This window comes from Maritalea myrionectae DSM 19524 (genome assembly GCF_000423365.1).
Taxonomy (GTDB): domain Bacteria; phylum Pseudomonadota; class Alphaproteobacteria; order Rhizobiales; family Devosiaceae; genus Maritalea; species Maritalea myrionectae.
The window spans coordinates 522887-542854 of the sequence record NZ_AUHV01000003.1; the positions used below are offsets into that span (position 1 = coordinate 522887).

Here is a 19968-nt window from a genome sequence, read left to right on the forward strand (position 1 = left end):
TCCCACACCATATATTTGGCGACTAAAGAATCCTTGGCGACTTCGTCACTGCCGCCGTAGTGGTAGGGTCAGGCCCATAATCTCGGTGGCCAGACACGCCCAAGATTTCCTTCAACTTCTCTCGCGCCCGATTGACGCGACTTTTGATGGTGCCAATCGCGCACTCACAGATTTCTGCGGCCTCTTCATAAGATAAACCAGACGCGCCAACCAAAACAATCGCTTCGCGCTGATCATCAGGCAATTGGGCAAGCGCCTTTTTAAAATCGTGCAAATCCATGGAGCCTTGTTGTGCGGCGTGCGTGGACATTGAGTCCGTGAACACACCATCTGTGTCTTGCACCTCACGCCCCTTTTTGCGCATTTGCGAATAGAATTCGTTGCGCAAAATGGTGAACAGCCAAGCCTTCATATTGGTGCCGGGTTCGAATTTTGTTTTATTCGCCCATGCTTTGACAATTGTGTCCTGCACCAAATCGTCTGCTCGATCATGGCGCCCGATCAGCGATATGGCAAAGCCACGCAAGCCCGGCAAACAACCTAAGAGCTCCCGCTTAAATGGGTCTGTTTTTGAGGTTGCGTTCATGAAGATTGCCCATCATCTGAGGAATTTTTCTCCGCCGCATCGAGTTTTTCCAACAGATCAAGAAATCGGTCAGAAATACCCTCATCGCAAACGGAATCGTATAGCTGTTTGAGTTTTTCCGAGATCATTTCACTTCCATCTGCGGAGTCCGTAATTCCTCCGCTCAAATCTCCGCCATTTTTGCTGGCATTTTTTGTCATTTGGTCGACCTATTTTTCGAAACTACGTAGTCATGTATACTCAACGTCGAACCACAAAAAAAGTTCCAGACAAATGGAACTCTTTTTGTCGACCTGCGTTTTAGACAGAGTACACCTGTTCTGGGGATTGGAGAAATTTATGTCACTATCCACTCGCATCGCGGCTCATTTGCCCTATCTGAGACGGTTCGCGCGCGCAACGACTGGTTCGCAATCATCTGGTGATGCCTATGTCGCCTTGGTGCTGGAAACACTTATTGAAGACGTGAACAGCTTTCCTGAGGCTTCAAACGACAAAGTCGCAATCTACAAACTGTTCTGCATGCTCCACCAATCTACAGATGTGAAAATGCACGATATGGACAGCCCCTATAGCTGGGAACAACGCGCGAGCGCCAATTTGGCTGCAATACCGTCAACAGCGCGCAACGCGTTCTTGCTCCACAGCGTAGAAGAATTCGACCATGATGAGATTGCCGAAATCCTCGATACGGATCGCGCAAACGTCCTTGTGCTTCTTGATCAAGCACATCAGGATATCGCCCGTCAGGTCACAACCCGTGTGATGATCATCGAAGACGAACCGCTCATTGCCATGGATATTGAACAATTGGTTGATGATCTTGGCCACTCGGTCACCGGCATTGCCCGCACTCACGACGAGGCACGGGAGCTTTTTGCCAAAGAACGGCCCGGCATTGTTCTGGCCGACATTCAGTTGGCCGATGGCAGTTCAGGCATCGATGCAGTGAATGAAATCTTGGAGAAAGATGCACTTCCGGTAATCTTTATCACAGCCTATCCCGAGCGGCTGCTCACCGGTGAACGCCCGGAACCCACATTCCTAGTGACCAAGCCTTTCCGGGAAGAAACCGTCAAGGCCTTGATTAGCCAGGCACTGTTTTTTGAAGATCACAGCGCAGAAAAGGGAACTAAATCTGCCTAGATACGTTGACTGTACAGTAACAAAAGGAGAGAAAACATGTTATATTATGCTCTGATCTTTTTGGCTGTAGCTGTCATATCAGGTATATTTGGTTTCTCCGGAATCGCGGGCGCGTCGGCAGGTATCGCACAAATATTGTTCTATCTGTTCTTGATCTTCCTGATCATTTCTGTGATCACCGGATTTGTCCGAAGGAAGCCTTAGTCGAAGAAATTCACACAGGTGGCGCTGAAGCGCCGCCTGTTCATCATTTCAAGAGTTCTTTATGCACAGACATTCGCTAACTTGGGAACGGCAAGAAACAGACAAGGCCAGGCAACGGGACTATCTGACATTTGCCCTTGTTCGTTCCGGCGTTTGTGTGACGCTACAGGACGCTAATTTTGACTACCACTACATTGCCAACCTGCCGACTGACTGGATGTCCCCAGGGTCGGACGACCCCCCCACAGACCTCAGCATTTTTGGCCAAGAACTTGGTAAAAAACTCACCGAGGTGAAAAAAGCGATATTTGAGACAGGCCAAAAGCGTGAGTTCGAGTGGGTCGATGAGCGCGGGCGCACCTATCACTTTTTGGTCGAACTTGTTTTTGACCGCGAGAACGGGCGCCAGATTTTCACAACAGTGAATGATTTGACTGATGAGCGGCGGCGCGAAAAAACCCTTCGCACCCTGCTCAAAGAGGTTAGCCATCGCTCCAAAAACCTGATGGCCATCATTCAAAGTGTCGCGTCGCAAACCGCCCGCTACGCCCCCAATCTGGAACGTTTTGTGGAAAGCTTTCACGGCCGACTTCAAAGCCTCGCATTGGCCCAAGATTCTATCATGGAAACAGATTGGCAGGGGGCCAGCCTTAAAGACTTGCTGGAACGCCAATTGAATTATTTTCCCCTGCAGGTCAAAAAGCTTGTTCAATTTGAAGGCGAAGATGTCCTCATCAGCCCCAATGCCACCGTGCACATCGGCCTAGCATTGCATGAACTGCTCTCAAACGCCGTCAATTATGGTGATTTTGTCCGCCAAAACGCAAAAATTAAAGTCTGCGCCAAACTCCAGCAAGTGCAAAGCACAACGCCAACACTTACGCTGACTTGGGTGGAACCTCAGACAAGAACAGAAAAACCGAGTGAACAACACAAACGGTTTGGGAGCACGATCCTTGAACGCGTTGTGCCCAACGCTGTTTCAGGAAAAGCAGATTATGCCTTCTCTGAAGATTGCATTAGATATTCGATCAGCTTCCCCTCAAACGCATAATGGCGACCTAAATGGTCGCCATCGCAGTCGTTTTCAAATGGGGTCGCGTCAGCGACTAGTGCTCTTCCAAGCGGGAATTCACGAGCCAGAGGTCAATTTCTTCTTCTGCCTCTTCCTCAGCTTTGCCATATTTTTCCTGCAACTTCCCCACAAGCTTTTTGCGGTTGCCGTCAATAATATCGAGGTCATCGTCTGTGAGCTTGCCCCATTGGATTTGGGCTTCGCCTTTAAACTGTTCCCACTTACCCGAGATTTGTTCCCATTTTCCTGAAGCATTCTGCCAACTCATCACAATCTCCTTTCGTGGTTATATGGAGATAACGGTTTTACCAACCAATTGTTCCGGCCATACAAAATCCGCTATATGTAGCAAATTGCGACAAATCAGATTTGCATTTATAATTTGTCGCTCAACCTCTTTGGACAAATTATGAAGCGCTTTCTTCCACTTCTCGTTTTCCTCCTCGTGAGCAGCCTGGGTATCGGCATGACCACAGTGGTCTATCGCGCTGAAGTCAACGCCGAGCAAAAACGCTTTGAGATTCTCGCGGATGAAGCGATAGATCAGTTGCAGGAGCGATTGCGGCAACATATTGCCCTGCTGTCCTCAACCAGGGCCCTGTTCATCGCAACAAATGGCGAAGTGGATGGAAAATCCTTCCAGCAATTTGTTGCCGGCCTGGGGATTAATGACAAATATGCCGGCGTCCAAGGCATCGGCTATGCACGCTTCATTAAAACCGGCGACGAGATTGACGCACAGCTCGATATCTCCACCAACTACGCCCTCGGTCGTGCCGTTTGGCCCGAAACAGATCAAGAATTTCGTACGCCCATCGTGCTTTTAGAGCCGCAGGACGAACGCAACAAAGCCGCACTCGGATACGACATGTTTCAGGACCCATCGCGCCGCGCGGCCATCATGCGGGCGCTACAAACTGGTGAGGCAGCCGCGAGCAAACCGGTTGAACTTGTGCAGGAAATTACGGCGAACAAACAAGCTGGCTTCTTGGTTTATTTGCCCTTCGGCCGCTCCGACGCCGCGACCATAGTCAAAGAAGATGTGCGCGGGTTCGTATATGCGCCATTCCGCGCTGGCGATTTACATCTTGCTGCGTTTTCAGGGCAAGAAACACCAATGGTTGCGTTTAGAACAACCGACAATGAACAGCATTTGTTCACCACTGCAACATTTGAACCGCAAAACGCAATCTACACAGTGACACGAGAACTTGAATTTGCTGGACGCGTTTGGAACATTGAAGCCCACGAAACGGATGCATTCTACAATCAGTTTCCCCATCTCAGCTCTATGATATTGGGAACCTTGTCGGCCGTGTTGGCTTTCGCCTTGGCCGTCGCCATCATGGCGCAACAAAACGCAATTCGACAGGCCAATGAAGTTAAGCGCGTTGTTGAAGAAACGCTAAAAGAAAAAGAGATGATGCTGCAAGAAATGCGGCACCGCATCAAAAACTCAATCGCACGCGTCTTGGCCATTGCACGCCAAACCGAAAAAGGCGCTGAGAACATGGAAGAGTTCTCCAAAAGCTTCACCGCTCGCCTGCATGCAATGGCAAAATCTCAAGATTTGCTGACCCGCTCGAAATGGCAGCGGGCGGACTTGCACGCCCTCATCACAGCCGAGCTTGAACAAGTCTTTGGCGACAGTTCAGAAGATTATCAAATCGACGGCCCCAAGGTGCAGTTAAACGAACAGGCCACCCAGGCGATCGGTCTGGTGTGCCATGAATTGGCAACCAATGCGCTCAAATATGGGGGCATTTCTGAGGCAGACGGCAAGCTTTCGGTGAACTGGCAGGTGACCGGCAAGAGGAAGCGAAAAATGCTCCACTTGGAATGGCAGGAGCAATCACAACATGCGGATGCACCAACCGAAAACAAAGGCTTTGGCACCAAACTCATTGACGCAAATATTCGCGGCGAATTGGGCGGCACGATTGAACGCAAATTCAACGACGATGGCCTTCTGGTGAAAATTGAGTTCCCACTGAACAAGTAAATCCGCATGGGTTTCACTTTTTTTAAAGCGCAAGGGAACAAATAAACTCAGTTTTCGTTAAACCGCCAACGGCAAGGAATTGCCCAATTGGGGAGTTTATCAATATGGAGCCACTCGTCGAACAGGCGAATGCGTCAATCGATACTGTATCTGAAATGATTCAGGGTTTCTTTGCGATGGTGCCGCAAATCCTGATTGCCCTGATCGTGTTCATCCTGATCATGATCTTGGCCGGGTTCATCAGGAAAATCACCACCAGAATCATCGCCAGTCGTGCCAATCGAAGTGTTGGCGTTGCCTTGGGCCGCATCGCCTATATGGCGGTTGTGTTTGCGGGTCTATTGGTTGCCGTTTCCATCATTGCGCCCAGTGTCGGCGCCGCCGAACTCATCCAAATTCTCGGGGTTGGGTCAGTTGCCATCGGCTTTGCCTTCCGCGATATTTTGCAGAACTTTCTCGCGGGCCTCATCATTTTGTTGCGCCAGCCCTTCAAAGCAGGCGATTGGATAAAAGCAAGCGGGTATGAAGGCATCGTGCGTGAGATTTCGACACGCTCAACCTGGATTCGCACTTTCGACGGACAGGATGTGTCCATCCCCAATGGCGAGGTCTTCACCAACGCCTTCACCATTGTCACGCGTGATCCAATTATGCGCACAGACTATCAATTCGGCATCGCTTATGACGCCGATATTGACCACGCCAAAGAGACGATTTTGAGGGCCATAAAATCGGTGGAGGCCGTTTCATCTGATCCGCAGCCGGATATTGGGGTATGGGAATTTGCCGATAGCTCCATAAATCTTCGCGCCCGCTGGTGGACCTCAACAGACGACTTTTATGACGCACGGATGAACGTTCTCGAAGCCGTAAAAAAGGCCATGGACGGCGCGGACATTGAAATTCCGTTCCCTCATCGCCAGATTTTAGTACAGGATGAGGTAGTTGAAAGCCTCAACAACAATAAAAAGAGTGCCGCAAGCGCCTAGGCCACGCCGCACATTAATGAAAGGACGATTAGAATGGGTTTTGAAGTCGGCGGCCTCTTGGGGCTGATTATTTTGATCATTGATATTTGGGCCATCATCAAGGTTGCCCAATCCTCCAGTTCAACCGTTTCCAAAATACTTTGGATTTTGATCATTCTGTTGATGCCGGTTCTCGGCTTGATCATCTGGTATTTGCTTGGGCCGAAGCGGTAGCCTAAACGGCAGCAAAATGTTCAGCCGTGATATGCTTTAAATCAACATATTGCGGCTGATAGTCCAGCCCATGAACCGGGCTCGGGATCTCGCCACCGCTTAATAATGTGCGCTCACGCTTAATCTGCGGATCAGGTATCGGCACAGCTTCCAGCAGGGCCTTGGTATAGTCGTGGGCAGGGTTTTCAAAGATCGCTTCACGCGATCCTATTTCCACAATTTGCCCCATATACATCACAGCCACCCGGTGGCTCACCTGCTCCACCACGGCCATGTCGTGGGAAATAAAGATGTAAGACAGCCCCATTTCTTCCTGCAACTCCTGCAACAAATCCAGCACCTGCGCCTGAACTGTCACGTCCAGCGCGGAAACGCTTTCGTCTGCAACGATGATTTGCGGATTGAGCGCAAGTGCCCGCGCAATGCAAATGCGTTGTCGCTGCCCGCCCGAAAATTCATGCGGATAACGATCAAGTTGATCCGGTGAAAGACCAACCCGTTTGAACAAATCCGCCACACGATCCTTGCGTTCCTGCGCGGTGCCGATCTGGTGGATGACGAGGGGCTCACCCACCAAATCGCCCACACTCATGCGCGGGTTAAGCGACGCATAAGGATCTTGGAAAATCATTTGAATTTGCCGCCGAGCAGCCAGCTCATCCTGCGCAAACAAATCGCGGGTGCTGCGTCCACCCAATTGGATGTCCCCTTGCCACTTCACAAGATTAAGCAATGCCCGCCCTGTTGTGGACTTGCCGCAACCGCTTTCGCCCACCAGCGACAAGGTTTCCCCTGCCCGCAAATCGAACGAGACCTTTTCAACGGCGTGGACGCGCTTGACCGGGCGCCGCAACACGCCACCAATAATGTCAAATCGAACGGTTAAATCCTTGACCTGCAATAAAGGCTGAGCCTTTGCCGCCTGCCGATCCGCTTCAGGCACAGCCAATTCTTTCGTCGTGCCGCTCATCGCCCCAAGTTTGGGCAAGTCGGCCAGTAATTCCTGCGTATATGGTTGCGTAGGGGTCGCAAAGATCGAGTTGACCTCGCCCTCTTCCACCATTTCACCGCGATTGACCACCAACACACGATCAGCCATTTCAGCCACCACACCCATATCGTGGGTGATCAATATCAAGCCAGTGTTGAACTCCCGCTGCAGCTCTTTCATCAGGGACAGCATTTGCGCCTGAATGGTCACATCCAGCGCCGTGGTTGGTTCGTCCGCAATCAACACCTTTGGGCTGCACAGAAGCGACATGGCAATCATCACCCGCTGGCGCATACCGCCAGAAAGCTCATGCGGATATTGCTCCAGCCGCTTCTTCGCCTCCGACATGCGCACAGCTTCCAGCATCTCCAAGGAGCGAGCGTCGGCAGCACGGCCGTCCATATCTTTGTGAAAGCGCAGCACTTCGCGCAATTGATCACCAATGGTCATCACCGGATTAAGCGAGGTCATTGGCTCTTGGAAAATCATGGCAATATCATTGCCGCGCACATGTTCCAGCCGCTTTTCCGGCATTTGCAGCAAATCTTCGCCATCCAAAATGGCTTTACCAGCCGTCACAATAGCGGAAGATTTGGGCAAGAGCCCCATTGTCGCAAGGGAGGTAATGGACTTGCCGGAACCAGATTCACCCGCAATGCACAAGGTTTCCCCGGCATTAACGTGATAGGTGAATTGATTGACCACCTGCTTCAGGCCCTCGTCGGTTTTCACCGAGATAGAGACACCTTGAACATCCAAAATTGGTTGCGATTTCTGTTGCATAAACTTGCCCAAATTTTGGATGGCCCCATAAGGGGACCATCCTATTCAAATACGACTCGAGGGAAATAAAACGAGACGACCCAGTTTGGCTGATCGACAATTTCGGAAATCCGCAAATCGCCGCAAACCGAACACAGCATGTAAGCATCAACCGCATTCATATTGTGCTGTGCGCACAACAAATCGATCATGCCTGAAAGCGCATCACGCGCGCCTTGCATCAAGCTGTCGCCGATGCCGGTGGTCACTTCATATCCCTTTTGATCCAAATGATTGGTCACGGGCCCCGGTGTGGTGAAGCGCGGCATATTGAGGTTCGCCCCCTTCACCAGATCGAGAGTGACAATGGCGTTCATGCGACTTTCAATCGCCGTACCACACACTTCGCCATCCCCTTGGGCCGCATGAGTGTCACCCATAGAGAACAACGCCCCAGCAACTTCCACTGGCAAATAAAGCTCGGTTCCCGCCGCCAGATCTCGAATGTCGAGGTTGCCCCCCATCCGACGTGGTGGCACAACCGAATGCTCACCCGGTGCAGCAGGCGCTAGACCAATGGTGCCCGCAAAAGGCTTGAGCGGCACACGACCACCCGGCCCATAGGCAGAGGTACCCAATTTGTCTTTGTCATAATGCCAAAGCTGCAAAGATGGCTCTTCAAACTGGTCCGCCAACAACCCGAAGCCTGGGATATTGGCTGTCCAACCGAAGCCGGACGGACCGAAACCTTCAATCTTGACCTTCACCGCATCGCCCGGCTCTGCCCCATCAATAAAGATCGGGCCAGACACGGGATTGATTTTGGCGAAATCGAGCTTGGCGATATCGGCCGTCGTGCTTTCTGGCGTAATTTGCCCGCCAGATGAATCAATACACTCAAATTCAAGCGTTGTGCCCGGCGCAACAGTTTGAACTGGGACAATTGAATTGTCCCAGCCAAAGTGATGGTGATGCCGGTGGATTGTATAATCCGGCGCATTACACATAATATTTGTCCTTAGTTTCCTTCAGAAATATAGACATGGTCATAATGGACCGGAATGTGCACTGGATCGACGAAGATACCTTCAGGCCCGGCCAAACGCTTGGAGCGAATGGTGAAACGCTGTTCGTTGAACACAGGCACCCAAGGCGCTTCATCTTGGATTTCGGTGAAGATTTTCTTCCACTCTTCAATCCGCGCTTCCGCTTGTGATGGGTCGGCCATTGCATCGGCTGCAATCGCACGTTCATCAATCTCTGGATTGCAATACCAAGACCAGTTCCAACCGCCCGGCACAGCGCCGCCACAGCCCAAAATTGGACCATAGAAGTTAGAAGGATCTGGGAAGTCAGCAATCCATGCCATACCACCAGACCAGATCATCGGCGCTTGATCCTTCTCGCCACCCGCGGCAATCACGTTGGCTTGGGCAAGCGACTTGATTTCAGCCCTGATGCCAATGTTGGACAAATCCTGTTGAATGGCTTGGGCAATCCGCGGCTGCGGATCGGTGTTGGCCACATAAAGCTCCGTGGTGAACCCATCAGCAAAGCCAGCTTCAGCCAACAAGGCCTTGGCCGCATCAGGATCAAACTTAAAGCCTTCATAGCTTTCGTCATAGCCAGGCATCAAAGGCGGCAAGGGCTGATTTGCGGGCACCGCACGGCCATTAATGATCCGCACAATCCGGTCTTTATTGACGGCCATGTTCACCGCTTGACGCACCTTGAGATTGTCGAATGGCGCCATTTGCGTGTTGAGGGTGATATAGCCCGTATGCAACTGCGAGCCTTCAACAATGGACCCATCAAATTCAGGATTGCTTGTTACTTCTAGGAACTTTGCGGGCGGAATGCCATCACCAGCGATGTCGATTTCGCCACGCTCCAAGCGCAACAAAGCCACGATGGGCTCTTGGCCAACCTCAAAGGTGATCTGGTCGAGCTTTGGCAATCCTTCATGGTGATAATCATCAAAGCGTGAGAAGATTACGTGCTGGCCCAAGGTCCAGTCTGTCATCTCATAGGCACCGGTGCCCACTGGATGCTTGCCGAAATCCTGACCATGCTCATCTACCGCTTCTTTTGGCACCACATGGGCAAAGTTCAACGCCATCACGTGCAAGAACGTCGCGTCTGGACGAGACAAGGTAATTTCAACGGTTTGGTCATCCAGCACTTTCACACCGGACAGGCCGTCAGCGTCGCCAGATGATGCCGCGTCAAAGCCGTCAATCGCCCCAAAGAAACCAGCGCCCGGACTTTGTGTGGTTGGGTTGACCACCCGATCCAATGTATATTTCACATCAGAGGCCACAAACTCACGGCCATTATGGAACTTCACGCCTGGCTTCAAGTTGAAGGTATAAACCAATCCATCATCCGAAATGGTGTAGCTTTCAGCCAAGTCCGGCACCAACTCAGTTGTGCCCGGCTTATAATCCATCAAGCCATCAAACAGGCTTTTGATCATCGACCAGTTCTGCCAGTCATAGCCAATGGCTGGATCAAGCGTCGACACATCATCTTTATAGGTGACAATGATATTGCCACCCATGCTGTCGGCAAGGGCACCACCTGCCCCCATTGTCATGGCCACGGCTGCAACGCCTGCCAATAGTTTATTTCTCATTTTCATTTTAGATCCTCCCTCCTCTTGGAAGTTTTTTGGTTATTTCAGTTTAATTCTGGGGTCGACAAAGGGCGCGACCAGGTCAGCGACCAAGTTGCCCAAAACAATGGCGCAGGCTGAAACCAGCGTGACGCCCATGATGATTGGAATGTCGACCCGTTGAATGGCTTGCCACGCGAGTTGACCAATGCCCGGCCAGCCAAAGACAGATTCCACCACCACAATGCCGCTCATGAAAAAGCCGATATCGATGCCGATCATGGCAATGATGGGCAAAAAGGCGTTGGGAAGCGCGTGGCGGAAAATAACGCGCATACGCGGCATGCCCTTGGCGCGGGCGGTGCGGATATAATCCTGCGTCATCACATCAATAAGCGACGAGCGCATCATCCGCGAATACCAGCCGGTACCCAGCACACCCAATGTCAGCGCGGGCAACACAATGTGCGCAAAGGTGCCGTAGCCCCCAATCGGGAACCATTGCAACTGCACGGCAAACACATAGAGCAGCAAGATACCCACGACGAACTGTGGCGCAGACACGCCAACAAAGGAAAAGACCATCAAGCCCTTATCGAGCGGCGTATCGCGTTTGATGGCGGCGATGACGCCGATCATCACGCCCATCACCAATTCGGTGCAGATGGCGGCCACCATCAGCAACAAGCTGGCCGGCAACCGTGCGGCGATCAGCTCGCCCACTTCCGATTTTTGCAAGTAGGAGCGGCCAAAATCGCCTTGCAGCAAATTGACCAGATAGCGCCAATATTGCTCGTAAAACGGCAGATTGAGGCCCAATTGTTCGCGGATATTTTCAACGGTTTGCGCGGTCGCACTCCGGCCCGCAATTTGCCGCGCCGGATCGGCAGGCACCAGATAAAGCAGAATGAAGGTGATAAAGCTAACGCCCAAAAGGATCAGTGCGGCTTCAACCAGACGACGAATGACATAAGCGTACATCTTAGTTCTTCCCCTTCAATGTGGGGTCGAGAATGTCGCGCAAAGCGTCACCGACCAGATTAAATCCAAGAGCCAACATCACGATCGCCGCACCGGGCACGAACACCAACCACGGCGCCGAGGTGAAATAGGTTTGATTTTCGAAAATAATATTGCCCCAGCTCGGGATTGGCGGCTGAACGCCGACGCCGAGATAGCTGAGCGTCGCCTCCAGCAGCACCGTTGTGGCAATGCCTAAGGTGGACCAGACCAGCAAGGTCGGCACCATATGCGGCAGAATGTGATGATAAAGAATACGCCACGACCCGGCCCCCAGGCTGCGCTCGGCGGTGATGAAATCACGCTCCGATAGAGAAACCGCTTGCGAATAGATTACCCGCGCCACCTGCACCCAGTTCACCATGGCAATCACCAGCGCCACAATCCAAAGGCTCGGCTTGAAGATCGCGGCCAGCACAATCGCCAGCAGCAAGGCAGGAAACGCCATCATCAAATCGGTGAAGCGCATCAAAATTGCGCCGATCCACCCGCGGAAAAATCCGGCGGTGATGCCAACAAATGCGCCGATGGTCACCGCCGCGCCATTTGCGACAATGCCGATGATCAGTGAGGTTTGCGCGCCATAGACAAGACGCGAAAACAGATCGCGCCCCAGCAGGTCCGTCCCCAGCCAAAACTTGGCACTTGGGGGCAAGGGCGCCCCCTCAATGGTGAGCCCATCAAACATTTGTGCGTCTGGCTCATAAGGGGTGAGCCAAGGCGCAAACAGTGCAAAAATCACTGTTAAGAGCACAATGAGGAGGCCAAAGACCGCTAAAGGTCTGGCTAAAATCTGGCGCAGGACCGACATAAATTACCTTGAACCCGTATTTCTTCTATTTGGTTTTGGGGGCGAATGGTGCCCATTGCCTGGATCGAAAAATCCAGATTCACACAATGCCTCAACGCTTTGCCGCCGCTTCATCGCTTCATCGCGGATCAGCTTATAGGCGGCGTCTTCATCCAGCCCGTGTTGCTGCATCACTGAAATCACCGTGCGCACCACTTTCGGACGCAACCGCGCTTTTGATTTCATCTCGGTGATCTCAGCAGCCAGTTCGCGCTGCTGGTTAAAGTTGGCCACAGCAAAGACAAGGGTGGAGAACACACCACCGGAACCGATTGGTTTAAGCAGATGAGCGGAAACACCCTGGCGCAGAGCCCACTCCAACCGCCCCGGCGCCTCCGACCCCATCAAAGCAATCATCGGCACCGGCGCATGCCCCTCCGGCCAAGGAAAAACACCGTCATAAGCGTTGTCCCCATCGAAGAACACAATGTCAGCGCTTTCGACACCTTCGAGTGAGGGCCAGACCAATTCGGCCTCGATGCCCAACCGCGCCAACTGCCGTATCAACCGCTCCATATTTTCGCTGTGGCGGTGGACAATGACCGCGCGCCAGCCTCTAAAATTTGGGGTGTTGAAATTGGTCATTTCACCACCCTCAAATGCGGCGCAACTTTTTGCTGCTCCGCAATCTTGCGCGCGAACTCTTTCGCATCGAAATGCACGAAATAAGGATCAGCCTCAACCAGCTCATCAGCGGCGGAAACAATTTCAAAACCCAAACCGTCAAACCGACCAACCCCTGGCCGCAGGGCCGCATGGTTGGTCCATTGATCAATTTTCAAGGGCCCCAATGCCGTATCAAATCTGCGGGCATGCAAATTGGTGCGCACGGGATCAACTTCGTCGCTACCCGTATCTCTGATCGCGGCGGCCAGCATTTTAATCGCCGTATAGTTCGAGACCATATAGGTCGACCCGCGGCGTTCACCGCCATAGCGGTGGTGCACCGCATCCAACATGGATTGGTTTTCGGCATTGGGCTGGGTTTCGAAATAAACCGCTGTGGTCAAATGCCCCAGCAATTGTTCTTGCCCGATGCTATCAATTTCCGCTTCCGTAATATTGCAGCTGACGATGGGGCAATTTTCCGGCAGAAAATGCGGGTCGCGTTCACCCAATGCCTTATAAGCCTCAAAGAAGGCGTAGCTTGAATGGCCGATTAAATTGTTGAGGACAAAATCGGGACGCTTTTGCTCAATCTCATCGATAAGGCGGCCAATATCTTCCGAACCGATGGGAACATAGCGTTCGCCATGCACCTGCCCATGGCACGCGGTGAGCAGCTCGCGGGCCACCCGCCCCGTTTCCCAACCCCAAATATAGTTGGAGCCGACAATATAGGCATTCGCCCCAAAGCGCGGCACCACATATTCAAACAAGGGCACCATGTGAAGGCTTGGCGTGGAGCCGATATAGATGACATTCTCGCAGCTTTCAAAGCCCTCATAAGGGCAGCAATACCACAGCAACGCATCGTGCTTTTCCACCACCGGGATCACTTCCTTGCGCGACGATGAGGTCACCGTACCGATAATGTTGCGGCAATTATGTTCGGTGAGCAGCTCCTCAGCATAGCGACGGAACAGCGACAGGCTGTCGCCCGGATCGCGAACGTGAGGCACAAATTCAAAGTCAAAACTGGGATCGGCATTCACCTCTTCAAGCGCCATCATCGCGCCGTCCAAAGCGTCAATACCGATATATTTGTCGGTACCCGTCACCGAAAATAAAAGCCCAATCGGAATTTGCGTTGACATCATTCCTCCCCAAAACAAAAAAGCCCCGCCACTGAACGCAGATCGACTACGGTCAGTGGAGGGGCTTCATTGCCAAACTATGTTCTTAAAAACGGTAGAGCCAGTTCAAAAATTAGTCAACAAGAAATACAAAAAATTTGTCCAACCAATTTTACTGTTTTATTTCAGCTAGTTAATGCGAAATCTATAAAATCATATCCACCTAGGCAGGGTCATGGTCACGCACAATCCATCGGCCAATGGCTCAAATTCCAACTCGCCCCCATGGCCGCGCACAACCGAATTAGTGATGGTCAAACCAAGGCCAGTCCCCTTGGTCAGTTTCGCATTTTCACCCCGCACAAATGGCTCGACCAAACGTTCAGGCATGTCGAAACTGACGTGTGAGCCATGGTCGATGACCTTAATCGTGACCTGATCGGACGTGGCCAACAAATGAACTTCAGCTTTTTCACCATATTTGATCGCATTATCGATCAAATTGGTCAGCGCCCGCCGCAATGCATTTGGCTTGCAACGACAAAGAACGCGCTGATGATCTTGCAACAAGAGCTTTGTGGTTTCGCTGGTTTGTGAAAATACGCTACCCGGTCGATCTAAATTCACCAATTCTGGCGCCACAAACTGCACAGGCTCACCCACATCCTGATAGTCATCGACAAGTGCTTCCACCAGTGAGCGCAGCGAGATTTTCTTCGGCCGTTCCTGGTCCATCTCATGCCGGGTATAGCTCAATACCCCGTCGATCATATCGGTCATCTGATCAATGTCGCGGTCCAGCTTTTCGCGCAATCCATCATCTTCGATCAAGGCCGTGCGCAGCTTCAGGCGTGTTGCAGGTGTGCCCAAATCATGGGAGATGCCCGACATTAAAAGCGCGCGCTGTTCCAAACGCTCATGCTCATTTTTGAAAAACTCATTCACCGCAGCGGTCAATCGGCGCACTTCGGCCACACCGCGCTCGGGGATTTCTTCAATCAAACCACTCCGCGCAGCTTTTGAGATTTGTCGTGCCAGCCGATCCAGCATCAATGAAAAGCCGTTCGCCACGCTGAACAAAATACCAATCACCAGCGTGCCGAGCAAAAGAGCAAGCAATCGATAATCCGCAGGCCGTGCAGTGCAGGCCCAAACCCCCGGCGCCTGCGCTTTGAGCCAACGTGTCTCATCCAATTCAATAAACATGGTCGCGTCAGAACAGATTTGCGCAATCCCACGCGATATTTCGCCAAACTGATAGGCCAACCCTTTGCTTTGCGGGTTCTGCACTTCGGCAATCGCATATCGCACATCGGACGAAAAAATGCGGATGCCCATGCGCCCGCTGCCCACAGGCAGGCCCTGCCCGCTCTGGCGCAGCGAGAAGCTGGTTTCATAAATCAAGCGATTGGAGACATTGAAAAGCGTTTGCTCCACCCCGTTGCGCATTTCCTGCATGGGCCGCACCACACTGACTTGAAAGTCTGTTTCAGGTAGCACCCCATCTGGGTTGGCGCGCAATTCAGAGACCAAACCATAAAGAGCCACGCCCGCATTAAAGCCCCGGTCCAAATGTGCGCGCCATGCGCTGTTCGAGCTTTCCCACAAGATGGCTGCTGCCAACCCCGCGACAAAAGCAAAAACCATCATTACAAAAGAAATGGAGGTCGCCGACAAATTCTTGGACGTGCCGCTTTGCGGCGTGGGCTCATTCATGACGTTGCACCGCGCAACACAATTGATAGCCTGTCCCACGCATGGTCTTGATCAGTTTGGGCGCCTTGGCATTTTGCTCAATTTTCTGGCGTAATCGACCAACCAACACATCGATGGCGCGGCCTTGCTGCGCATCCAACTTATCCTGTGGCGCGTCCTCCCCCGTCAGCACGCTGGAAATCTCCTCGCGCGTCAAAGCGATTTGCGGATTGGCCAAAAACGCCTTGAGCAAAGCAGTTTCCCGCTTCGACAAAATAGTCTCCACCCCGTCCTGATCGACCAACTCTTCCCGGTCGCCGTGAAAGGTCCATTTGCCAAATGTATATGTTGCAATATCGCGGCGATAGCTCAAGGAACTGGCGCGTTGCGTGCGCCGAAAAACCGCTTTTACCCGCGCCAGCAATAACCCCGGATTGAAGGGCTTTGCAATATAGTCATCACCCCCAACCTGATAGCCGGTCAATCGGTGATGATCGGCTGAAAGGGCCGACAAAAAGATGATAGGCACCGCATTTTCAGCGCGCAATTTTTGACAGACATCGAAGCCAGATTCCTCCCCCAGCATCACATCCAAAAAGATCAAATCCACCCGTTGCTGCCCCACCTTAATCAAAGCGGTTGCAGTGTCATGTGCGATTTCCACCGCATAGCCTTCTCGGGTCAAATATTGCTTGAGCATGATGCCCACATCAGGATCATCATCTACAACCAATATACGCCGAATTGTCATAAATCCCCCCAACTGGCAAAATGCATTTATCCACATTGCACGTGTGTGTCGCATATTGTGGGTAACAAATTGTAACAAGCAAAGCCGCCATGTAACAACATGTAACAATCGAGGCCAAAAACTTCGGCCCAAACCGAGTAGAGCGCATGTTCCCTCTTGTGAATCGTGCCGCCGCACTCGCAACTGTTCAAACCCGGTCCGCAAAGGGGCGGTCTCGGGTTCAGCAAATTTTTTGCGGGAGGAAAAACAATGAAAAATATGCTTTTGGTCTCAAGCGCGTTTGCGCTCGGCATGGCAGCAACTACAGCACAAGCCGAACCACAAGCTGAAGTGTTGCACTGGTGGACATCTGGCGGCGAAGCTGCTGCGGTGAAAGTGCTCATGGAAGAGTTTGAAGCAAATGGCGGCACATGGACAGACATGCCTGTTGCTGGCGGCGGCGGCGATGCCGCAATGACCGCATTGCGGGCACGCGTTTTGTCAGGCAACGCACCAACAGCTGTGCAGCTTAAAGGCCCATCCATCCAGGAATGGTATGAAGAAGGCGCTTTGGGCAGCATTCAAGATGTTGCAGAAGCCGAAAATTGGGATGAATTGTTGCCAGAAGCCATTCAATATCACCTCAAATGTGATGGTGAATATTGTGCAGCGCCTGTAAACATTCACCGGATCGATTGGATTTGGTCGAACGCCAGCATCCTGGAAGATGCCGGCATTGAGCCACCAAAAACATGGGACGAGTTCAACGCTGCAGCCGAAAAACTGCAAGGCATGGGCATTTTGCCATTGGCACATGGTGGTCAGGCTTGGCAGGACGCGACTTTGTTTGAAGCCGTTGTTGTTGGCCTGGGTGGCCCAGAATTCTACCGCGATGCATTGGTCGATCTTGATCAAGACGCGCTGACATCAGAAACAATGGTGCAAGTGTTTGATCAAATGCGCACATTGCGCGGTTATGTTGATGACAACTTCTCCGGTCGTGACTGGAACTTGGCAACTGCCATGGTCATCAATGGCGAAGCCGCCTTCCAAATCATGGGCGACTGGGCCAAAGGCGAATTTATCGCTGCTGGGAAAGAGCCAGGCGAAGACTTTTACTGTTCTTCACCTTCAAGAGGCGCATACCTATACAACGTCGATAGCTTTGCGTTCTTCAACGTAGATGGCGATGACCGTCAGGCTGGTCAGCAACTCTTGGCCAAGCTCACAATGGGCAAAAACTTCCAAAAAGTGTTCAACTTGAACAAAGGCTCAATTCCAGCCCGTTTGGATGTGTCTATGGACGAGTTTGAATTCTGTGGTCGTCAATCGAATGCAGAATTGGGCGACGCGATTGAAAATGGCTCACTTCTGCCAAGCTATGCCCACGGCATGGCGCTGCGCGGGGCACAAGCGGGTGCAGTGACCGATGTGGTTACAGCACACTTCAACTCAGATATGAGCTCTGAAGATGCCGTTGCGCAACTGTCACAAGCCGTTGCTGCGTCACAATAATCTCCCCCTAATCAGCTCCCACGCAACATCCATGTTGCGTGGGGGCCTTGGAGTTCACCAATGACCGATTGGCTCGAAAAACACGTTCCCAAGCTGGTGCTCGCGCCCAGTTTGATCGCCATCTTCGTCTTTGTGTACGGCTTCATCGGCTGGACAGCCTATGTCTCCTTCACAAAGTCACGGCTTCTTCCCAAATATGATTTGGTTGGCCCCATTCAATATGAAAAGCTCGCCGCCAGCCCACGCTGGGAAGTTGCGCTGACCAACCTTGCAATATTTGGCATTCTTTTCATCCTTTTTGCCACAGTAATTGGCCTGATCCTCGCCATTATGCTGGATCAAAAAATCCGCACTGAAGGCCCGTTGCGCACGATTTACCTCTATCCCATGGCCCTCAGCTTTATTGTGACGGGTACCGCATGGAAATGGATTTTGAACCCAGGATTGGGCATTGAATCCGTATTCCGCGACATGGGCTTTGAAAATTTCACCTTTGATTGGCTCGTCAATCCCGATTTAGCGATCTACACGGTCGTGATTGCGGGGGTGTGGCAGTCATCAGGCTTTGTGATGGCGCTGTTCCTGGCCGGGCTAAGATCGGTTGACGGCGAGATCATTCGCGCCGCCATGGTCGATGGCATTTCCACGCCGCGCATCTATATGAGCATCATCATCCCTTCAATGGCTCCCATCTTCTTGTCGTCCTTTATCGTCCTGTCTCACTTGGCGATTAAAAGCTTTGACTTGGTTATCGCGCTTACAGGCGGCGGCCCCGGCTATGCCACTGATCTGCCAGCCACCTATATGTATGCCATGGCCTTCTCGCGGGGCGATATCGGCCAGGCTGCATCCAGCGCTACGGTGATGATGATGATCGTGACCGCCATTATTGTGCCCTACCTTTATTCAGAACTGAGGCCTCGCCATGACTGATCATTCAATGAACGATCACCAGCTTGACGAACGGGCCAACCGCAATCGGTTGATGAAACGCATCGCCCTTCGCCTCGGGCTCTACACGCTGCTGATCTTGTTCGCGCTTTACTATTTGATGCCGCTTTTTGTGATGGTTGTGACCTCGCTCAAAAGCCTTGACGAAATCCGCACAGGCTCCTTGCTGTCCTTGCCACGGGAGATTGATTTCTCATCTTGGGGAAAGGCGTGGTCCGGCGCGTGTACCGGCATCCAATGTAATGGCCTGCAGCCTTACTTCTGGAATTCGGTACTGTTGTCCATCCCAGCAGTTGCCATCTCAACCCTTTTGGGGGCGATCAATGGCTATGTGTTGGCGCAATGGCGCTTTAAAGGCTCAAACATCTTGTTTGCCTTGATGCTGTTCGGCTGTTTCATTCCGTTCCAAGTGGTGCTGTTGCCCATGGCGATCACACTTGGCGCCTTGAAAATTGCAGGCACCATTCCAGGCTTGATGTTGGTCCATATTGTTTATGGCATTGGCTTCACCACCCTGTTTTTCCGCAATTTCTATGTCACCATCCCTCAGGAACTGGTGAAAGCGGCCAAGGTGGATGGTGCCGGGTTCTTCCGGATCTTTTTTTCGATCTTCTTGCCGGTTTCGCCGCCCATCATTGTGGTCACGGTCATTTGGCAGTTCACCCAAATCTGGAATGATTTCCTGTTTGGTGTGTCCTTCAGCCAGGCAGGCACACAACCCATCACCGTTGCACTGAACAACATCGTCAACGCCACCACCGGCGTGAAGGAATACAATGTGGATATGGCCGCAGCCATCATCGCCGCATTGCCCACCCTTCTCGTTTATGTGGTTGCAGGTAAATACTTTATTCGCGGCCTCACCGCGGGCTCTGTGAAGGGATAATCC

General features: G+C 52.0%; 21 protein-coding genes. 9 read left to right on the plus strand and 12 right to left on the minus strand.

Features of this window, described 5'->3' with window-relative positions:
* Window positions 1–22: 22 nt before the first annotated feature.
* Both G549_RS0108695 and G549_RS21320 read right to left on the minus strand, forming a co-directional pair.
* Window positions 23–586, minus strand: coding sequence for a sigma-70 family RNA polymerase sigma factor (locus G549_RS0108695; RefSeq protein WP_027834695.1), 564 nt, complete (start codon window positions 584–586; stop codon window positions 23–25).
* Window positions 583–786, minus strand: a complete 204-nt coding sequence (locus G549_RS21320) for a NepR family anti-sigma factor (protein WP_051213566.1) — start codon at window positions 784–786, stop codon at window positions 583–585. The genes G549_RS0108695 and G549_RS21320 overlap by 4 nt, the downstream gene beginning before the upstream one ends.
* 139 nt (window positions 787–925) lie before the next feature.
* On the opposite strand from G549_RS21320, the gene G549_RS0108705 reads away from it, so the two are divergent.
* From G549_RS0108705 to G549_RS0108715, 3 genes are all read left to right on the plus strand, one after another.
* The gene (locus tag G549_RS0108705; protein ID WP_027834696.1) at window positions 926–1732 is read left to right on the plus strand and encodes a response regulator; all 807 of its coding nucleotides are present in this window, start codon (window positions 926–928) and stop codon (window positions 1730–1732) included.
* A 36-nt stretch (window positions 1733–1768) separates the two neighbouring features.
* Entirely contained in the window at window positions 1769–1936 is a 168-nt protein-coding gene (locus G549_RS21665) for a DUF1328 domain-containing protein (RefSeq protein WP_027834697.1), read from the plus strand.
* Window positions 1937–1997: 61 nt separating this feature from the next.
* Window positions 1998–2990, plus strand: coding sequence for a sensor histidine kinase (locus G549_RS0108715; protein WP_027834698.1), 993 nt, complete (start codon window positions 1998–2000; stop codon window positions 2988–2990).
* A gap of 55 nt (window positions 2991–3045) precedes the next feature.
* Here G549_RS0108715 and G549_RS0108720 read toward each other — a convergent pair whose 3' ends face one another.
* Complete coding sequence (locus G549_RS0108720) at window positions 3046–3279, minus strand: CsbD family protein (RefSeq protein WP_036221783.1); 234 nt, start codon at window positions 3277–3279, stop codon at window positions 3046–3048.
* Between the two features lie 141 nt (window positions 3280–3420).
* Between G549_RS0108720 and G549_RS0108725 the strand changes: the two genes are divergently transcribed.
* From G549_RS0108725 to G549_RS0108735, 3 genes are all read left to right on the plus strand, one after another.
* Window positions 3421–5013 (plus strand): CHASE domain-containing protein, encoded by a 1593-nt coding sequence (locus G549_RS0108725; protein ID WP_027834700.1) that lies wholly within the window; start codon window positions 3421–3423, stop codon window positions 5011–5013.
* A 104-nt stretch (window positions 5014–5117) separates the two neighbouring features.
* Window positions 5118–6002 (plus strand): mechanosensitive ion channel family protein, encoded by an 885-nt coding sequence (locus G549_RS19655; protein ID WP_051213568.1) that lies wholly within the window; start codon window positions 5118–5120, stop codon window positions 6000–6002.
* A gap of 33 nt (window positions 6003–6035) precedes the next feature.
* Window positions 6036–6215: a PLDc N-terminal domain-containing protein gene (locus G549_RS0108735; RefSeq protein ID WP_027834701.1), complete on the plus strand. Its 180-nt coding sequence runs from the start codon at window positions 6036–6038 to the stop codon at window positions 6213–6215.
* Window position 6216: 1 nt separating this feature from the next.
* Here the strand turns inward: G549_RS0108735 and G549_RS0108740 are convergent, their stop codons facing one another.
* From G549_RS0108740 to G549_RS0108780, 9 genes are all read right to left on the minus strand, one after another.
* Window positions 6217–7989, minus strand: a complete 1773-nt coding sequence (locus G549_RS0108740) for an ABC transporter ATP-binding protein (RefSeq protein WP_036221786.1) — start codon at window positions 7987–7989, stop codon at window positions 6217–6219.
* Window positions 7990–8030: 41 nt separating this feature from the next.
* The gene (locus G549_RS0108745) at window positions 8031–8975 is read right to left on the minus strand and encodes an acetamidase/formamidase family protein (protein WP_027834703.1); all 945 of its coding nucleotides are present in this window, start codon (window positions 8973–8975) and stop codon (window positions 8031–8033) included.
* A gap of 11 nt (window positions 8976–8986) precedes the next feature.
* Complete coding sequence (locus G549_RS0108750; RefSeq protein ID WP_027834704.1) at window positions 8987–10603, minus strand: ABC transporter substrate-binding protein; 1617 nt, start codon at window positions 10601–10603, stop codon at window positions 8987–8989.
* A 39-nt stretch (window positions 10604–10642) separates the two neighbouring features.
* The gene (locus G549_RS0108755; protein WP_027834705.1) at window positions 10643–11563 is read right to left on the minus strand and encodes an ABC transporter permease; all 921 of its coding nucleotides are present in this window, start codon (window positions 11561–11563) and stop codon (window positions 10643–10645) included.
* 1 nt (window position 11564) lies between these two features.
* On the minus strand, window positions 11565–12413 hold the full coding sequence (locus G549_RS0108760) for an ABC transporter permease (RefSeq protein ID WP_027834706.1): 849 nt from the start codon (window positions 12411–12413) through the stop codon (window positions 11565–11567).
* Between the two features lie 3 nt (window positions 12414–12416).
* Entirely contained in the window at window positions 12417–13037 is a 621-nt protein-coding gene (locus tag G549_RS19660; protein WP_051213569.1) for an ANTAR domain-containing response regulator, read from the minus strand.
* The gene (locus tag G549_RS0108770) at window positions 13034–14209 is read right to left on the minus strand and encodes a transporter substrate-binding domain-containing protein (RefSeq protein ID WP_027834707.1); all 1176 of its coding nucleotides are present in this window, start codon (window positions 14207–14209) and stop codon (window positions 13034–13036) included. The genes G549_RS19660 and G549_RS0108770 overlap by 4 nt, the downstream gene beginning before the upstream one ends.
* A 192-nt stretch (window positions 14210–14401) precedes the next feature.
* Window positions 14402–15904, minus strand: coding sequence for a sensor histidine kinase (locus G549_RS0108775; RefSeq protein WP_027834708.1), 1503 nt, complete (start codon window positions 15902–15904; stop codon window positions 14402–14404).
* Window positions 15897–16634: a response regulator transcription factor gene (locus tag G549_RS0108780; protein WP_027834709.1), complete on the minus strand. Its 738-nt coding sequence runs from the start codon at window positions 16632–16634 to the stop codon at window positions 15897–15899. Before G549_RS0108780 ends, G549_RS0108775 begins: the two co-directional genes overlap by 8 nt.
* 249 nt (window positions 16635–16883) lie before the next feature.
* Here G549_RS0108780 and G549_RS0108785 point away from each other — a divergent pair, with 249 nt between their 5' ends.
* From G549_RS0108785 to G549_RS0108795, 3 genes are read left to right on the plus strand one after another with little or no spacing between them, the layout of a single operon-like run.
* On the plus strand, window positions 16884–18128 hold the full coding sequence (locus tag G549_RS0108785) for an ABC transporter substrate-binding protein (RefSeq protein WP_027834710.1): 1245 nt from the start codon (window positions 16884–16886) through the stop codon (window positions 18126–18128).
* A 60-nt stretch (window positions 18129–18188) separates the two neighbouring features.
* Window positions 18189–19061 carry a carbohydrate ABC transporter permease gene (locus G549_RS0108790; protein WP_027834711.1) on the plus strand — a complete coding sequence of 291 codons (873 nt, stop codon included), beginning with the start codon at window positions 18189–18191 and terminating at the stop codon, window positions 19059–19061.
* 52 nt (window positions 19062–19113) lie between these two features.
* A complete protein-coding gene (locus G549_RS0108795) occupies window positions 19114–19965 on the plus strand; it encodes a carbohydrate ABC transporter permease (RefSeq protein WP_205468121.1) in 852 nt (283 codons plus the stop codon).
* Window positions 19966–19968 lie beyond the last annotated feature (3 nt).

Excerpts from the sequence above, each read along its gene's own strand:
- G549_RS0108775 (WP_027834708.1), bottom strand. The coding sequence starts at position 15,904 with ATGAATGAGCCCACGCCGCAAAGCGGCACGTCCAAGAATTTGTCGGCG.
- G549_RS0108770 (WP_027834707.1), bottom strand. The coding sequence starts at position 14,209 with ATGTCAACGCAAATTCCGATTGGGCTTTTATTTTCGGTGACGGGTACC.
- G549_RS0108715 (WP_027834698.1), top strand. The coding sequence starts at position 1,998 with ATGCACAGACATTCGCTAACTTGGGAACGGCAAGAAACAGACAAGGCC.
- G549_RS0108745 (WP_027834703.1), bottom strand. The coding sequence starts at position 8,975 with ATGTGTAATGCGCCGGATTATACAATCCACCGGCATCACCATCACTTT.
- G549_RS0108705 (WP_027834696.1), top strand. The coding sequence starts at position 926 with ATGTCACTATCCACTCGCATCGCGGCTCATTTGCCCTATCTGAGACGG.
- G549_RS0108780 (WP_027834709.1), bottom strand. The coding sequence starts at position 16,634 with ATGACAATTCGGCGTATATTGGTTGTAGATGATGATCCTGATGTGGGC.
- G549_RS0108735 (WP_027834701.1), top strand. The coding sequence starts at position 6,036 with ATGGGTTTTGAAGTCGGCGGCCTCTTGGGGCTGATTATTTTGATCATT.
- G549_RS0108785 (WP_027834710.1), top strand. The coding sequence starts at position 16,884 with ATGAAAAATATGCTTTTGGTCTCAAGCGCGTTTGCGCTCGGCATGGCA.
- G549_RS0108755 (WP_027834705.1), bottom strand. The coding sequence starts at position 11,563 with ATGTACGCTTATGTCATTCGTCGTCTGGTTGAAGCCGCACTGATCCTT.
- G549_RS0108790 (WP_027834711.1), top strand. The coding sequence starts at position 18,189 with ATGACCGATTGGCTCGAAAAACACGTTCCCAAGCTGGTGCTCGCGCCC.
- G549_RS0108740 (WP_036221786.1), bottom strand. The coding sequence starts at position 7,989 with ATGCAACAGAAATCGCAACCAATTTTGGATGTTCAAGGTGTCTCTATC.
- G549_RS0108760 (WP_027834706.1), bottom strand. The coding sequence starts at position 12,413 with ATGTCGGTCCTGCGCCAGATTTTAGCCAGACCTTTAGCGGTCTTTGGC.
- G549_RS0108725 (WP_027834700.1), top strand. The coding sequence starts at position 3,421 with ATGAAGCGCTTTCTTCCACTTCTCGTTTTCCTCCTCGTGAGCAGCCTG.
- G549_RS21320 (WP_051213566.1), bottom strand. The coding sequence starts at position 786 with ATGACAAAAAATGCCAGCAAAAATGGCGGAGATTTGAGCGGAGGAATT.
- G549_RS21665 (WP_027834697.1), top strand. The coding sequence starts at position 1,769 with ATGTTATATTATGCTCTGATCTTTTTGGCTGTAGCTGTCATATCAGGT.
- G549_RS0108720 (WP_036221783.1), bottom strand. The coding sequence starts at position 3,279 with ATGAGTTGGCAGAATGCTTCAGGAAAATGGGAACAAATCTCGGGTAAG.
- G549_RS19655 (WP_051213568.1), top strand. The coding sequence starts at position 5,118 with ATGGAGCCACTCGTCGAACAGGCGAATGCGTCAATCGATACTGTATCT.
- G549_RS0108695 (WP_027834695.1), bottom strand. The coding sequence starts at position 586 with ATGAACGCAACCTCAAAAACAGACCCATTTAAGCGGGAGCTCTTAGGT.
- G549_RS0108795 (WP_205468121.1), top strand. The coding sequence starts at position 19,114 with ATGAAACGCATCGCCCTTCGCCTCGGGCTCTACACGCTGCTGATCTTG.
- G549_RS19660 (WP_051213569.1), bottom strand. The coding sequence starts at position 13,037 with ATGACCAATTTCAACACCCCAAATTTTAGAGGCTGGCGCGCGGTCATT.
- G549_RS0108750 (WP_027834704.1), bottom strand. The coding sequence starts at position 10,603 with ATGAGAAATAAACTATTGGCAGGCGTTGCAGCCGTGGCCATGACAATG.